This is a genomic window from Hydrogenophaga laconesensis (assembly GCF_031457235.1).
In the GTDB taxonomy this organism is placed as follows: Bacteria; Pseudomonadota; Gammaproteobacteria; order Burkholderiales; family Burkholderiaceae_C; genus Hydrogenophaga; species Hydrogenophaga laconesensis.
Genome location: NZ_JAVDWE010000002.1, coordinates 24,296 through 38,655, shown reverse-complemented (window position 1 = coordinate 38,655; position 14,360 = coordinate 24,296). Strand labels below are relative to the sequence as shown.

At 67.2% G+C, this 14,360-nt stretch carries 13 protein-coding genes; 8 read left to right on the top strand and 5 right to left on the bottom strand.

Going from position 1 to position 14,360, the window contains the following annotated elements; genetic code table 11:
* Positions 1-161: 161 nt before the first annotated feature.
* The gene (gene cls, locus J2X09_RS04545; RefSeq protein ID WP_310307572.1) at positions 162-1,580 is read right to left on the bottom strand and encodes a cardiolipin synthase; all 1,419 of its coding nucleotides are present in this window, start codon (positions 1,578-1,580) and stop codon (positions 162-164) included.
* Positions 1,581-1,682: 102 nt separating this feature from the next.
* A complete protein-coding gene (gene garD / locus J2X09_RS04540; RefSeq protein ID WP_204732933.1) occupies positions 1,683-3,293 on the bottom strand; it encodes a galactarate dehydratase in 1,611 nt (536 codons plus the stop codon).
* 78 nt (positions 3,294-3,371) lie between these two features.
* Between garD and J2X09_RS04535 the strand changes: the two genes are divergently transcribed.
* From J2X09_RS04535 to glxR, 5 genes are all read left to right on the top strand, one after another.
* Positions 3,372-4,409 carry a LacI family DNA-binding transcriptional regulator gene (locus tag J2X09_RS04535; RefSeq protein WP_204732934.1) on the top strand — a complete coding sequence of 346 codons (1,038 nt, stop codon included), beginning with the start codon at positions 3,372-3,374 and terminating at the stop codon, positions 4,407-4,409.
* Positions 4,410-4,813: 404 nt separating this feature from the next.
* A complete protein-coding gene (locus J2X09_RS04530) occupies positions 4,814-5,767 on the top strand; it encodes a Bug family tripartite tricarboxylate transporter substrate binding protein (protein ID WP_204732935.1) in 954 nt (317 codons plus the stop codon).
* Positions 5,768-5,911: 144 nt separating this feature from the next.
* Entirely contained in the window at positions 5,912-7,240 is a 1,329-nt protein-coding gene (gene gudD, locus J2X09_RS04525; protein ID WP_204732936.1) for a glucarate dehydratase, read from the top strand.
* Positions 7,241-7,281: 41 nt separating this feature from the next.
* On the top strand, positions 7,282-8,070 hold the full coding sequence (locus J2X09_RS04520; RefSeq protein ID WP_204732937.1) for an HpcH/HpaI aldolase family protein: 789 nt from the start codon (positions 7,282-7,284) through the stop codon (positions 8,068-8,070).
* Positions 8,071-8,183: 113 nt separating this feature from the next.
* Positions 8,184-9,068 carry a 2-hydroxy-3-oxopropionate reductase gene (gene glxR, locus J2X09_RS04515; protein ID WP_204732938.1) on the top strand — a complete coding sequence of 295 codons (885 nt, stop codon included), beginning with the start codon at positions 8,184-8,186 and terminating at the stop codon, positions 9,066-9,068.
* 3 nt (positions 9,069-9,071) lie between these two features.
* Here glxR and J2X09_RS04510 read toward each other — a convergent pair whose 3' ends face one another.
* Complete coding sequence (locus J2X09_RS04510; RefSeq protein ID WP_204732939.1) at positions 9,072-10,019, bottom strand: LysR family transcriptional regulator; 948 nt, start codon at positions 10,017-10,019, stop codon at positions 9,072-9,074.
* Between the two features lie 103 nt (positions 10,020-10,122).
* On the opposite strand from J2X09_RS04510, the gene J2X09_RS04505 reads away from it, so the two are divergent.
* The 3 genes from J2X09_RS04505 to J2X09_RS04495 are packed head-to-tail and all read left to right on the top strand — an operon-like array spanning position 10,123 to position 12,406.
* Positions 10,123-10,665, top strand: a complete 543-nt coding sequence (locus J2X09_RS04505) for a cupin domain-containing protein (protein WP_204732940.1) — start codon at positions 10,123-10,125, stop codon at positions 10,663-10,665.
* Positions 10,662-11,624: a Bug family tripartite tricarboxylate transporter substrate binding protein gene (locus J2X09_RS04500; protein WP_204732941.1), complete on the top strand. Its 963-nt coding sequence runs from the start codon at positions 10,662-10,664 to the stop codon at positions 11,622-11,624. The genes J2X09_RS04505 and J2X09_RS04500 overlap by 4 nt, the downstream gene beginning before the upstream one ends.
* Entirely contained in the window at positions 11,624-12,406 is a 783-nt protein-coding gene (locus J2X09_RS04495; protein WP_204732942.1) for an alpha/beta hydrolase, read from the top strand. The genes J2X09_RS04500 and J2X09_RS04495 overlap by 1 nt, the downstream gene beginning before the upstream one ends.
* A 9-nt stretch (positions 12,407-12,415) precedes the next feature.
* On the opposite strand, the gene J2X09_RS04490 is transcribed toward J2X09_RS04495, so the two are convergent.
* Complete coding sequence (locus J2X09_RS04490; protein ID WP_204732943.1) at positions 12,416-13,492, bottom strand: pyridoxal phosphate-dependent aminotransferase; 1,077 nt, start codon at positions 13,490-13,492, stop codon at positions 12,416-12,418.
* On the bottom strand, positions 13,489-14,298 hold the full coding sequence (locus tag J2X09_RS04485) for a trypsin-like peptidase domain-containing protein (protein WP_204732944.1): 810 nt from the start codon (positions 14,296-14,298) through the stop codon (positions 13,489-13,491). Before J2X09_RS04485 ends, J2X09_RS04490 begins: the two co-directional genes overlap by 4 nt.
* Positions 14,299-14,360: the final 62 nt, after the last annotated feature.

Below are 14,360 nucleotides of genomic sequence, written 5' to 3'. Positions count from 1 at the left end.
GAACAGAGACACCCTCCGGCGCGCAACCCGCACCGAACGCCACACCTGCTCCAGTGGCATCCAGGGTCCGGCTCCGCCGGCCCGAGATGCCGTCCCCCTCCCAGCGCCGAAGGCGCGCCAGAGAGGGGGAAGCCGCACAGCGGCGCAGGGGATGTCCCTGTCTACAACCAGTACTCCCACATGCGCGCGAAGAACTCCTGGAATCGGGGTGCCACACCGCGTCGCCGCCATTCCTCGAGCGTGATCTGGCGGGAGTTCTTCAGGTCTTCATCGAACAGCACCTGGAGCTGTGCGGCAAAGTCTGCCCCGAGCACGACGGCGTTGAGTTCGTAGTTGTGCAGGAAGCTGCGCCAGTCCAGGTTGGTGGATCCCACTGTGGACCACACGCCGTCCACGGAGCCTGTCTTGGTGTGCAGGATCACGCCCTGCCGCTCATAGATCTTCACCCCCGCCTTCAGCAGACGGTGGTAGTAGTTGCGGCCCGCGTGGAAGATGAGCCATGAGTCGGTCTTGCTCGGCAAAATCATCCTGACGTCCACGCCCCGCCGCGCGGCGTCTTCCAGGGCCTCCAGCAGCTGCGGATCGGGCGCAAAGTAGGCGTTCGTGAGATACACGTTGGTCTCGGCGCTGGTGATGGCGGAGAGCAGCGTGGCGTAGATGCCGCTGAAGTTGTCGCGCGGCGAGCTGGCGAGCGCACGCACCACGTCGCGGCCGACGCGCTCAGGGGGTGGGAAGTAGTTGAGCTCAGCCAGGGGCTCGCCCTTCTGCTCCTTCCAGGTCTCCAGGAACAGCTTCTGGAATTCGGCCACCACGGGGCCTTCCAGTTGAATGTGTGTGTCGCGCCACGGAATGCCCTCTTCGGGCTTCTGGCTGGTCTTGCCCCCGCTGGACATCGAGGCCAGCGAGCCGCTGGAATACACGCCGCTGATGTTGATGCCGCCGAGAAAGGCGACGCGTCCGTCGACGATCAGCAGCTTGCGGTGATCGCGTTCGTTCAGTTCCCAGCCCTTGCGCGCCTGGGCGGGGTTGATCGGGTTGAACTCCAGTACCTTGATGCCGGCATCGGTCAGCTTCTTGAAGAACTCGTCCGGCGTGCCAATGGTGCCCACGCTGTCATGGATCAGATGCACCTGCACGCCTTGCCGTTGCTTCGCGATCAGCGCGTCCGCGAAGCGTTGTCCCACGTCATCGTCGTCGAGAATGTAGGTTTCCAGGTGGATGTGGTCCTTCGCCTTCTCGATCGCGGCCAGCATGGCGCGGTAGGTGGCGGGTCCATCTTCCAGCAGGGCGGTCTTGTTGCCGGCGGTCAGCGGGCTGCCCGCCACGGCCTCTTCCACCGCGAGGTGTCGCGACAGGATATCTGTCCCCTGGCCACCGGCCTTCAGGCGTTCCAGAATGGCGCGGCTGCGTTCGGCCGACAGGGGGCCCTGCGAGCCTTCCAGCCGAACCGGTGGAGGGCGGCGGTCCATGTCGGGCACCACGCGCGGCAGGCTCTTGCAGCCGGCCAGCCCGACGGCGAGCAGCATGCAGGCCACCACCCCATGAATCCGTTGCAGTTGCCCGTGCGGCACGAACGCCATGTTGTCTTCCTCAGTTTTTACACACGGGCGACGATACAGCGCGGCCGGGCAGCGTCAAGGGTTGTCCCTGCGTACCCTACGAAGGGCTCAGGTCATTCGCCCTCAGGTCACGGGCGCGGGGTTGAACAGCACCAGCGCGTTGTGCAGTTTCCAGCGTTCGGCCCAGGTCTTCTTGTGGCCACTGGCCACATCGAGCATGAACCGGAACAGCTGCCAGCCCACGTCTTCGATGCTGGCCGTGCCGTCGGCAATCGTGCCGGCGTTGATGTCCATCAGGTCGTGCCAGCGCCGCGCCAGGTCGCTGCGCGTGGCCACCTTGATCACGGGTACCGGGGCCAGGCCGTACGGCGTGCCGCGCCCGGTGGTGAATACGTGCAGGTTCATGCCGGCGGCCAGTTGCAGCGTGCCGCAGATGAAGTCGCTGGCGGGGGTGGCTGCGTAGGTCAGGCCCCGGGCTCTGAGCTTCTCGCCGGGCGAGAGCACGTTGGAAATCGGCGCGCTGCCCGACTTCACGATAGATCCCATGGCCTTCTCCACAATGTTGGACAGGCCACCCTTCTTGTTGCCCGGTGTGGTGTTGGCGCTGCGGTCCACCGCACCGCGTTTCAGATACGCGTCGTACCAGGCCATCTCGCGCACCATGGCCTCGGCCACCTCGGGCGTGGTGGCGCGCGCGGTGAGCTGGGCGATGCCGTCGCGCACCTCGGTGGTTTCGGAGAACATCACGCTGGCGCCCGCGCGCACCAGCAGGTCGGTGCAGAAGCCCACGGCCGGGTTGGCGGTGACGCCGGAGAACGCGTCGCTGCCGCCGCATTGCACACCCACCACCAGTTCGCTCGCGGGCACGGTCACGCGCCGGCGCGCGTTCAGCCGCTTCAGGTGTTCCTCGGCCTGGCGCAGGATGGAATCGACCATGGACATGAAGCCCACGTGCGCGTCGTCCTGCAGACAGACCACATCCAGCTTGGTCTCCGCGCTGGCGCCCACGTCGGCCACGTTGCGCTCGTCCACCAGAGGAATCGAGCCCGGCGGCAGCAAGCGCTCGGGCTGCAGCTTCTCGCAACCGAGGCTGACGACCATCACCTCGCCCCCGAAGTTGGGGTTCAGGCTGATGTGGCGCAGCGTGCGGATGGGAATGACCGCATCGGGCGCGTCGATGGCGACGCCGCAGCCGTAGCCGTGTTCGAGCGCCACCACGTCGTCCACGTGCGGGAACCGGGGCAGCAGCTCTGCCTTGATGCGCTGCACCGCGAATTCGGTGACGCCGGCCACGCACTGCACCGTCTGCGTGATGGCCAGGATGTTGCGCGTGCCCACCGAGCCGTCCGGGTTGCGGTAGCCCTCGAAGGTATAGCCCTCCAGGGGTGGCAGGTTCTCGGGCCTGGCCGTCGCCATGGGCAGGTTGTCCAGGCCGCGCGCCTCGGGCATCCGCAGCAGCCGCTCGTGCACCCAGCTGCCGGCCGCAATGTCGTCCAGCGCGTGGCCGATGGGAACGCCGTAGCGCAGCACCGCGCCGCCGCGCGGCAGATCCACCAGGGCCACCTTGTGGCCCTGCGGCACCCGCTCGCGCAGCACGGGGCCACCGGGCAGGGCGGTGCCGGCGGCCAGTCCGCCATCGTTGGCGACGATGGCGACGTTGTCGTCGGCATGCATCCGGATGGTCAGCGGCGTGGTGGCGGTGGCGGGCGCGGGTGGGGCGAGGGTCTCGGGCATGCGCATCTCCTATGATTCGGCGCGCATCGCAGGCGATTTCAGACTACGATGTGATCAATTTGGTACCGGTACCATTTTATGCCGCAAACAAAAGAATCCGACAACACCCGGCGTTCCCGCAGGGGCAGCGGGGCCATCACGCTGCGCGACGTCGCCAAGCTGGCGGGCGTCGCGCCCATCACCGCCTCGCGCGTGTTGAACACGCCCGAGCAGGTGTCGGTGGACGTGCGCCAGAAGGTGCTCGACGCGGTGCAGAAGACCGGTTACGTGCCCAACCGCATGGCCGGCGGCCTGGCGTCCTCGCGCAGCCGGCTGATCGCGGCGGTGGTGCCGAGCACGGTCATGTCGGTGTTCATGGAGACCATCGAGTCGCTCAACGGCACGCTGTTCGACGCCGGCTACCAGCTGATGCTGGGGCAGTCCAGCTATTCGGCAAGCCGCGAGGAGTCGCTGCTGGAGGCCATCATCGGCCGTCGGCCCGACGGCATCTTTCTCACCGGCGTGCTGCATTCGGGCAAGGGCCGCACGCGGCTGCTGGCTTCGGGCATCCCGGTGGTGGAGACCTGGGACCTGACGCCCGCACCGATCGACATGCTGGTGGGTTTCTCGCACAGCGACATCGGGCGCGAGGTGGCGAAATTCCTGGTGGGCAAGGGCCGACGCCGCCTGGCGATGATCCGCGCCGACGACGAGCGTGCCGGCCGCCGGGCGCAGGCGTTCGCCGTCGAGGCGGAGCGCAGTGGTCTGGCGAAGGTGCAGGTGGTGGACGTGGGGGCTTCGCGCACCATCAAGAGCGGGCGGGAGGCGCTGGGCCGTCTGCTGGAGATCGATCCCGAGGTGGATGCCGTGTTCTGCAGTTCCGACCTACTGGCCTCGGGTGTGGTGACGGAGGCGCGGGTGCGGGGCATCGACATTCCGGGCCGTCTGGCGATCGTGGGTTTCGGCGATGTGCCGTTCGTGGCGGACATGGTGCCGGCGCTGAGCACGGTGCACATCAATGGCGCGGACATCGGGCGCATGGCGGCCCGTTGTCTGATCGATCGGGCAGAGGGGCGTGAGGTGGCCTCTCCGCTGGTCGATGTGGGGTTTTCCATCGTCGAGCGGGACACGACCTAGTTTTTTCTCCGGCGGCTTCCGGTCATCGCCGATGGGGTGGCCGGCTCCGCGGCTGTCCCCCGAACCGGCTGCGCCGGTTCTCCTCCTTTTATGCCGCTGCGCCGGCCACCCCATCGACGACGACCTCTTCGGCACTCGGTCTGCGGGCACGCCCACCTTGCTGCTGGAACGGAGGGGCATGGCGCTCTGCGCAGCGACATAAAAGGAGGAGGCGGCACCAGCCGCCGGGGGACAGTCGCGGAGCAGAGTGCCATGCCCCTCCGTTCCCGAAAGGCAGTCAAAACACGGGAAAAACCCGTTGACGATCCAATTTGGTACCGGTACCATCCGCGGCAACTTCATTTGGTACCGCTACCAAATGGAGCCCCTCCACCCACAATCACCAACGACAGGAGACAAGAGACATGAAAAAACTGCTGTGCGCCCTCGGCGCCTCCATGACCCTCACCGCGGCCATGGCCTGGCCCGATGCCAAGCCCGTCACCATCGTCGTGCCGTTCCCGCCCGGCGGCTCCACCGACCTGATCGCGCGCACCCTGCAACCCAAGCTGCAGGAAAAGTTTGGCGGCACCTTCGTGGTCGACAACAAGCCCGGCGCCACCGGCACCATCGGCGCCACGCAGGTCGTGCGCTCCGCGCCCGATGGTCACACGCTGTTCGTCTCCTCGCTCGGCCCCTTCGTGATCGCGCCCCACCTGTTCAAGGTGGCCTACGACGCCCCCAAGGACTTCGACTACATCTCCGTCGCCGTGCAGGCCCCGAACGTGCTCGTGGTGCCCGCTGCCTCGCCGCACAAGACCATGGCCGACGTGCTGGCCTTCCAGAAAGCCAACCCCGGCAAGATGACCTTCGCGTCCTCCGGCAACGGCAGCAGCGACCACCTCACCGCCGAGCTCTACTGGCAACAGACCGGTACCACCGGCGTGCACGTGCCCTACAAGGGCGGCGGCCCGGTGATGACCGACCTGCTGGGCAACCAGGTGGACTCGTCCTTCATGAACATCAACACGGCCATGCCCCAGATCGTGGCCGGCAAGCTGCGTGCGCTCTCCATCACCAGCGCCCAGCGCTCGCCCCTGTTGCCCAGCGTGCCCACGCTCGACGAGCTCGGCATCAAGGACGCCAACGTCTATTCCTGGCAAGCCGTTGCCGGCCCCAAGGGCATGCCGGTCGACCTGAAGAACAAGCTGCAGGCCGCCATCAAGGACGCGCTGAACGACCCCACAGTGAAACCGAAGCTGCTCGAAGTGGGCTTCGAGATCGTGGCCAGCACGCCTGAGCAGTTCACCGCCTTCCAGGCCACCGAGTTCGCGCGCTGGCAGAAACTCATCCAGTCACGCAACATCAAGGCGGACTGAAAGAGCTACCCAGCCTCGCTGCGCGCGACCCCCTGCCAGGGGGCGACACCTGAGGCCCGGCGAAGCCGGTTCCTCGGGGTGTCTCTGGATCGGGTCTCTTCGCGCCGATGCGGCTTTTCATTGAAACTTTCACGCGCTTCCTTCATGTCTTCCACCCCTCGCATCACCGAACTTCGCGTCATCCCCGTCGCGGGGCGCGACAGCATGTTGCTCAACCTGAGCGGCGCGCACGCGCCGTTCTTCACGCGCAACCTCCTCATCCTCACGGACAGCGCCGGGCACACCGGTGTGGGCGAGGTGCCCGGGGGCGAGAAGATCCGGCAGACCCTGGAAGACGCGCGGGCTTTCGTGGTGGGCCGCTCCATCGGCGATCACCAGCGCCTGCTGCGCGAACTGCAGACCCGTTTCGCTGACCGCGATGCCGGTGGTCGAGGACTGCAGACCTTCGACCTGCGCACCACGATCCACGCCGTGACGGCGGTGGAGTCGGCCCTGCTCGATCTGCTCGGGCAGCACCTCGGAGTGCCCGTGGCAGCCTTGTTGGGCGAGGGGCAGCAGCGTGAATCGGTAGAGATGCTGGGCTACCTCTTCTTTGTCGGCGACAGGAAGAAGACCCCTCTCCCCTACACCAGCGACCCTGGCGCCGACAACGCCTGGTTCCGTCTGCGGCACGAAGAGGCGATGACGCCCGAGGCCGTGGTGCGCCTGGCCGAGGCCGCGCGCGAACGCTACGGCTTCAACGACTTCAAGCTCAAGGGTGGCGTGCTGCGCGGCGACGAGGAGGTGGATGCGGTGACCGCGCTGCACGAACGTTTCCCCGATGCGCGCGTCACGCTCGACCCCAACGGTGGCTGGCTGCTGAAGGACGCGATCCGCCTGGGCCACCGCATGCGCGGCGTGGTGGCTTATGCCGAAGACCCCTGCGGTGCGGAGGAGGGTTTCTCGGGCCGCGAGGTGATGGCCGAATTCCGCCGCGCCACCGGTCTGCCCACGGCCACCAACATGGTGGCCACCGACTGGCGGCAGATGGTGCACGCGCTCGCGCTGCAGTCGGTCGACATTCCGCTGGCCGACCCACACTTCTGGACCATGGCGGGCAGCGTGCGCGTGGCGCAGACCTGTCGCGACTGGGGCCTGACCTGGGGCTCGCACTCCAACAACCATTTCGACGTGTCGCTGGCGATGTTCACGCACGTGGGTGCCGCAGCGCCCGGCAAGGTCACGGCCATCGACACGCACTGGATCTGGCAGGACGGCCAGCGCCTCACGAAAGAGCCGCTGAAGATCGTGGATGGCCACGTGCAGGTACCGAAAAAGCCGGGGCTGGGCATCGAGCTCGACATGGCCGAGGTGGAGAAGGCGCACCAGCTCTACCGCGAACATGGCCTGGGCGCGCGCGACGACGCGATCGCCATGCAGAGCCTGATTCCCGACTGGACCTTCAACCCGAAGCGCCCGGCGATGGACCGTTGACTGACAATGCCACGACCTCAATCCAACAACGAAGGACACCGATGAGACCCAACCGTCTGCGCGAAATCTGGGCCAGGGGAGGCGCTGTCGCCAACGGCTGGCTCGCCATCCCCAACAGCTTCTCCGCCGAAACCATGGCGCACCAGGGCTGGGATTCGCTGACTGTCGACCTGCAGCACGGCGTGGTCGACTACCAGGCCATGGTGACGATGCTGCAGGCCATTTCCACCACCGACACCGTGCCCGTGGTGCGCGTGCCCTGGCTGGAGCCCGGTATCCTCATGAAGGCGCTGGACGCTGGCGCCTACGGCGTCATCTGCCCGATGGTGAACACCCGCGCGGACGCCGAGAAGCTCGTCGCCTACACCCACTACGCGCCGCGCGGCACGCGCAGCTTCGGCCCGGTGCGTGCACTGCTCTACGGGGGTGCCGACTACCCGAAACACGCGAACGACACCATCGTCACCTTCGCCATGATCGAGACCGCGCAGGCGCTCGAGAACCTCGACGACATCATGTCCACACCCGGCCTCGATGCGATCTACATCGGCCCGTCCGACCTCTCGCTCGCCCTGGGCTGCAACCCCACCTTCGACGACCTCGACCCCAAGGCCGCGCAGGCGGTGGAACACATCCTGGCGCGCGCCAAGGCGCACGGCCTCGTGGCCGGCATCCACAACGGTTCGCCCGAGGCCGCCGCACGGCGCATCGCCATGGGCTTCCAGTTCGTCACCATCAGCTCCGACGCCCGCCTCATCGCCGCCGGTTCGCAGCAAGTGCTCGCCACGTTGCGCGCCTCGGCCCCCAAGGCCACGCCGGACGGCTATTGAATCACCACAACCCCACCCCAGGGACAACGCGGAACCGGCTTTGCCGGGCCGCAAGTGTCGCCCCCTTGAGGGGGTCGCGCGCAGCGCGGCGGGGGTGTTAACCAAGGAATGACATGAACATCGGATTCATCGGCCTGGGCATCATGGGCACGCCCATGGCCCTGCACCTCGTCAACGCCGGCCACAAGCTGTTCGTGCACACGCGCAGCCAGGTGCCCGAAGCCATCCAGGCCGCCGGTGGCGTGCGCTGCGACAACGCCGCCGCCGTGGCGCGCGAGGCCGAGGTGATCTTCACGATGGTGCCCGACACGCCTGATGTAGAGACCGTGCTGTTCAGCGAGAACGGTGTGGCGCAGGGCCTCAGCAAGGGCAAGGTCGTGGTCGACATGAGCTCGATCTCGCCGATGGCCACCAAGGATTTCGCGAAGAAGATCAACGCGCTCGGTTGCGATTACGTCGATGCCCCGGTGTCCGGTGGCGAGGTGGGCGCCAAGGCCGGTTCGCTCACCATCATGTGCGGTGGCGAGGAAGCCGTGTTCGAACGCGTGCGCCCACTGCTGGAACTGATGGGCAAGAACATCACGCTGGTGGGGGGCAATGGCGACGGCCAGACCACCAAGGTGGCCAACCAGATCATCGTGGCACTCAACATCGCGGCCGTGAGCGAGGCCCTGGTGTTCGCGAGCAAGGCCGGTGCCGACCCGGCCAAGGTGCGCCAGGCCCTGATGGGTGGCTTTGCCGCCAGCCGCATCCTGGAAGTGCACGGCGAACGCATGATCAAGCGCACCTTCAATCCGGGCTTCCGCATCAGGCTGCACCAGAAGGACCTGAACCTCGCGCTGCAGGGCGCGAAGGAACTGGGCGTGGGCCTGCCGCAGACCGCCAGCGCCTCGCAACTCATGGGCGCGTGCGCCGCCAATGGCATGGCCGACCTGGACCACTCGGCGCTGGTCAAGGCGCTGGAGCTGATGGCGAACCACGAGGTCGCCAAAGGCTGAGCGTCACCCGGCCCGCGTGCGAACACCCGGTGCCAGCACGCAGTGGGGCCATTCGCCACCATCCACCAGGCCGATGGCCGCGTCCTGTACCAGTGCCATCAACACTTCCGTGGCGCGCGAGGGCGGCCGGTCGAGTGAGCGCGCCATGGAACGCTGGAGTTTCAATCCCCGGATGGGGGTGGCGGCCAGAATGCCGTCATCGATCTCCCGCTTGATCGGCGAGGCGAAGTGCACTGTCCAGCCCACACCGCCGGCCACCAGGCGGCGTGCGACATCCAGCGACTCGACCTCCACCACCTGATCCAGCGCGACGTTGGCGCGGTGCGCGGCATCCTCCAGCTCGCGCCGGATGCCTGATTTCGACACGCCGGTGAGGATCAGCGGGATCCCGCGCAGGTCCCGGATGCCGATCTGCTCACGCCGCAGGCGGGCATCGTCACGCGGGCCGATGGCGCAGATCTTTTCGGTGAGCAGCGGCACGGACTTGGCATGGATCGGTGGCACCGGACCGCTGAGGATGGCCAGGTCGACGGCACCGTCGAGCAGCATGGTGTACAGCGTGGGGGCGAACGTCTCCACGATCTTGAGCCGGATGTCCGGGTAGCGCGCACGCAGCGCCTGTGTAATGGGCAGCGACAGCAGGGCCGCCAGCGCGGGCGACATGCCCATCGTGACCGGGCCGCGCGGGGTGGCGTGCTGGTCCAGCATGTCCACCCGCAATTGTTCGACGTATCGCAGCACGAACTCCGCGCGCTCCAGCAGCAGCAGCGCCTCCTGTGTGGGCGTGGCGCCGCGCGCATGGCGTTCGAACAGCGGTGCGCCGAGCTCTTCTTCCAACAGGCGGATCTGCCGGCTCAAGGCGGGTTGGGCGATGTGCAACTGGTTCGCTGCCCGGCCGAAATGTTGTTGGGTGGCCAGCACGACGAACGAGCGAAGTTGTCGGAGATCCATGTCGTTTCATAACCTTTTGATATTGAATCCTGAGAAAAATGATAATGGACGCATCATCTTCCGATTCCTAGACTGCGCTCCTGACATTCAACAGGAGACCTTCATGGACATCAGACCCGAACAGATGGAAGCCACCCGCATCGCCCGCTGGGGCAAGGTGCAGCCCTATGGCGAGACCTTCATCGAAAGCCGCCTGCCCGGCTTCAACAAGCGCCTTTACAAGCTCATCAACCGCGGTGTGCTGGAGAACAAAGGTGTGGAGCCTGCCATCCAGGGCGAGCACCGCTTCGGTGTGAGCCTGATCGAGGTGCCGGTCGGACAAGGCGCCAACCTGCATTCGCACAAGACGGAAGAGGTCTTCTTTCCGCTCAACGGCAAGATGGTGGTCTTCTGGGGCGACCATGGCGAACACGAAGTCGAACTCAACGCCTGGGACTGCTTTTCGGTTCCCGTCGGATTGATGCGCGGCTTTCGCAACCCGAACGACCACACGCTGCTGATCTATTCCGTGGTGGGCGGCACCGACGCCGAGGTCGGTCGCATCACCTGGCACCCCGACGTGGTCAAGGCCGCTGAAGCCACCGGCCTGTCGCACGACGCGGCCGGTTTCCTGGAAACGGCGGATGCCGATGGGGGAAACGCGTGATCGCGCGGCGCGACTGTCTGCGCGCGGGCGCGGCGGCCGTCGCCGCCATCGCGCTGCCATCCCGGGCACAGGCTTACCCGAGCAGGCCGGTACGCATGCTCGTGGGGTACACGCCGGGCTCGTCCACCGACCTGCTGGGCCGCGCCATCGCCAAACAGCTGCAGGAAAGCATGGGGCAGCCCTTCGTGGTGGAGAACAGGCCCGGTGCCGCCGGCAACATCGCGGTGGAGTCCACGGTGCGGGCCGCGGCGGACGGTTACACGCTGCTCAACAGCGCGTCCCAGATTGTCATCAACCCTTTCGTGCAGAAGCTCAACTTCAACACCGAAAAGGACCTGATTCCGGTGTCGCAGACCATTGCGGTGAGCTATGTGCTGTTGACCCGGAAGGATTTCCCCGCCACTCATCTGCCCGAGCTTGTCGCGCATGTGAAGAAGCACCCGCGCAAATTCAACTACGGCTCGTACGGGGCGGGCTCGGGGCCGCACCTGTCGATGGTGATGCTGCAGCGCGCCAGCGGCATGCAGACCGAACACATTCCCTACCGCGGGCCATCGGAGATGCTGCTGGGCCTGATCTCCGGCGAGATCGATATGGCGTTCGACACGAACACGTCGGTTCCCTACGTTCAGTCGGGCAAGCTCAAGGCCATTGCCATGGCCGGGCCGCGCGAGGTGGAGGTGTTCGCCGGTGCCCAGCCGATTGCGCAGACCTACCCGGGCTTCGACACGGACGGCTGGCAGGGCATCTTTCTGCCGGCCGGCACGCCACGGGACATCGTCGAGCGGCTCGCTGTCGAGGTGGGCAAGGCCTTGCGCACGCCGGAGCTCAAGGCCTACAGCGCCAGCCGGGGCGTGCGGCTGGTGGGCAGCCCGCCCGACCAGTTCGCGGCCTACGTGAAGCAGGAGTTGCGCAAATACGAGCAGGTCGTGCGTGAGAACAACATCCGGGTCGAGTGATGCGCTGGTTGAAGACCGGTGCGCCGGATGCCCCACCCGGTGTGCGGGTGGATGCCTTCGAGGTCCTGCGCGAAGGTCGCCGCATTCCCGGTCTGCTCTGGCGGCCCATGCAGGCCCATGGACCGGTCGCGCTCGTGCTCGTGCAGCACGGCGGCTCGGGGCACAAGGGTGACGCGTCGGTGCTAGAGCTGGTGGATGCCCTGTGCGCGCGTGGCCTCTCGGTTGTGGCGATCGATGGTCTCATCCATGGCGATCGGCGCACGCTGCCGCCTGCGGGGAGGGAAGCGTTGTTGCAGCAGTTCCTGGCTTTCTGGCAGACCGTGGGCGGCGAAAGGGAGACGCTGGTGGCGGACTGGCTGCATGTGATCGACGCGCTGGGCGCGGTGGACGGCCTGGCCAACGCGGTCCTGGGCTGGTGTGGCCTGTCCATGGGCACGGCGTACGGCATGACGGTGGTCGCACGTTGTCCTTCCATGCGCGCCGCGGTGCTCGGCAAGTGGTCGGCCACACACGCCAACAGCAGGCACCTGCTGTCCGACGCTGCGCAGGTGAAGGCGGCCACGCTGTTCGTACAGCACTGGGACGACGAGCTGTTCGACCGGCAGGGCACGCTGGACGTGTTCAGCGCGTTGGCGACCCCCGACAAGCGCCTGGTGGTCTATCCAGGCGCGCACTTCGGCCGATCACCGGAGGAACTGGCGCTCACGGTGGACTTCCTGGTGCAGCGGCTGCGCGGTGCCGCTCAAGCGGACCCGATGGCGCAGCCGTGCCTTCGGGTCTGATGGGTCTTGCTAGCCCGCGAGCCCGGCCGCGCGCAGGAACGCGTTGTTCTCCTCGACCGTGCCCACCGTGACGCGGAAGCAGCCCTGCAAACCGTGCAGCCGGTCCTGCCGCCGCACCAGCACGCCACCCGCCAGCAACTGCGCGTGCGCCTGTGCCGCGTCGGGCGTGCGCACCAGCAGGAAATTGGCGTGCGAGGGGATGGGCCGCCAGCCGGGGTGGCGTTGCAACGCGGCAAACAGGCGATCGCGTTCGCGCAGAGTCTGCGCCACGCGCTCCTTCACATAGCCCGGGTGCTCCAGCGCGACCTGGGCGCAGACGGTCTGCAGCACCGACACGCCGAACGGCGGCACCAGTTTGCGCAACTGGCGTGCCACGGCGTCGGAGGCGAGCGCGTACCCCATGCGAAGGCCGGCCAGACCCCAGGCCTTGGAGAGCGTGCGCAACAGCACCACGTGCGGGTGCCGGCGCGCGAGCTCGCGCGCGTCGGGGCCTTCGATGAAGTGGTGGTAGGCCTCGTCGATCACCAGCAGCCAGCCCTGGCTGGCCAGGGCCAGGCGTTCGAGTTCGTCTAGCGGACAGAGCGAACCCGTGGGCGCGTGCGGGCGCGGCAGGTAGATCACACCGTGCGGCGCCGGCCCTTCGCTGCCTTGCAGCACCGCGATCACGGCAGCGGTGTCGATCGACAGGTCCTCACGCAGCGGCACCTCGGTCAACCTGGCGCCGAGCAGCTCCGCGTCCAGCCCGTACAGCGCGAAGTTGGGTTTCACCGTGACCACCCGGCCGCCGCCGAGTGCGCTGAGCTGGATGAGCAAGGCGATCAGCACATTGCTGCCGGTGGTGACCACGGTGCCGTCGGCCGACCAGCCTTCGTGCCGCGCCACCGCCTCGCACACGGCCTCGGCATGGAGGTCGGTGTAGCGGTGCCACGGCAACAGGCGCAGGCGCTCGAGCGCGAGTGCCTTGAGTTCTTCAGGGAAATCGGCGAATGACTCGTTCTGGTCGAGCTTGATCGGTGCGGTGATCGGTGAGAACGGGTAGTCGGCGCTGGCGAGCACGGCGGCGCGCACGGGGACGGATGGGTTCATGCGGCAGGGGGCTCGGTCAGGGTGAGGAGGATATCGGCGTACCAGGCGGTGTTCAGACCCAGCGACTCGTCGAGCACCAGGTCGCGGTTGCCCATGTCGACGCGCGAGGAGTGGATGCCCAGCAGCTTCCAGGGCAGCGTGGCGGTGGCCGCCGAGGGGGCGGTGTCGCGCATGACGACCGCTGCGCCACTGATGCCCCGGTGGGTTCGGGCATCGGTGAGAAAGCAGCCCTGCCCCTGGAAGCGGATGCCGTAAGGCGAGGCGATGCCGGCCCGCCGCAGCACTGGCAGGTGGTGCACCACGTCATGGAAGCCGAGCGGGAAGCCCACCACCAGCAGCGGCGTGTCGGCGGGGACGGCGTTGAAATCGGTCTGCAGGTGGGCGGGTGTGAAGGTGCGCACCACCGCTTCTGCGGGAAAGGCGGCGCGATCGAGTTCGATCACGGCCACGTCGATCTCGCCGCCACCGTCCTCTCCCTGGTGCCACACCGCCACGCCCTCCACGTACAGCGGTACCGAGAAACCGGTGGAGAGGGTGAGGTTGCTGGGGTCGGTGTGCAGGCCGATCTCGATCCGATCGGGCCGGTGGTCGGTGGGCTCGTCATACAGCACGTGACGGCTGGTGGCGAGGTAGAGGCGTGCGTCGCGCTCGAAGTAGAAGCCACTGGCGTTGGTCAGCGGCTGCGTGCCCACGAAGGTGGCGATCTGTGGGGCGGCCAGGAACAGCGGGTCCACCGCCGCGGGTGGCGGAGCGGCCTTTGCCACGGTTCGGGACCTGGCAGCGGTGTTTCGGGTTGGCTTGTTCATGAGCGCAGTGTCGCACCCTTGCCGGCCATCTCCATGGGGTGGCGCTGAGCTGACGTGCGCCG

Bases quoted from the DNA above. Each gene is read 5' to 3' on its own strand.
- J2X09_RS04530 (WP_204732935.1), top strand. From the start codon at position 4,814: ATGAAAAAACTGCTGTGCGCCCTCGGCGCCTCCATGACCCTCACCGCG.
- J2X09_RS04505 (WP_204732940.1), top strand. From the start codon at position 10,123: ATGGACATCAGACCCGAACAGATGGAAGCCACCCGCATCGCCCGCTGG.
- glxR (WP_204732938.1), top strand. From the start codon at position 8,184: ATGAACATCGGATTCATCGGCCTGGGCATCATGGGCACGCCCATGGCC.
- J2X09_RS04510 (WP_204732939.1), bottom strand. From the start codon at position 10,019: ATGGATCTCCGACAACTTCGCTCGTTCGTCGTGCTGGCCACCCAACAA.
- J2X09_RS04490 (WP_204732943.1), bottom strand. From the start codon at position 13,492: ATGAACCCATCCGTCCCCGTGCGCGCCGCCGTGCTCGCCAGCGCCGAC.
- garD (WP_204732933.1), bottom strand. From the start codon at position 3,293: ATGCCCGAGACCCTCGCCCCACCCGCGCCCGCCACCGCCACCACGCCG.
- cls (WP_310307572.1), bottom strand. From the start codon at position 1,580: ATGGCGTTCGTGCCGCACGGGCAACTGCAACGGATTCATGGGGTGGTG.
- J2X09_RS04495 (WP_204732942.1), top strand. From the start codon at position 11,624: ATGCGCTGGTTGAAGACCGGTGCGCCGGATGCCCCACCCGGTGTGCGG.
- gudD (WP_204732936.1), top strand. From the start codon at position 5,912: ATGTCTTCCACCCCTCGCATCACCGAACTTCGCGTCATCCCCGTCGCG.
- J2X09_RS04485 (WP_204732944.1), bottom strand. From the start codon at position 14,298: ATGAACAAGCCAACCCGAAACACCGCTGCCAGGTCCCGAACCGTGGCA.
- J2X09_RS04535 (WP_204732934.1), top strand. From the start codon at position 3,372: ATGCCGCAAACAAAAGAATCCGACAACACCCGGCGTTCCCGCAGGGGC.
- J2X09_RS04520 (WP_204732937.1), top strand. From the start codon at position 7,282: ATGAGACCCAACCGTCTGCGCGAAATCTGGGCCAGGGGAGGCGCTGTC.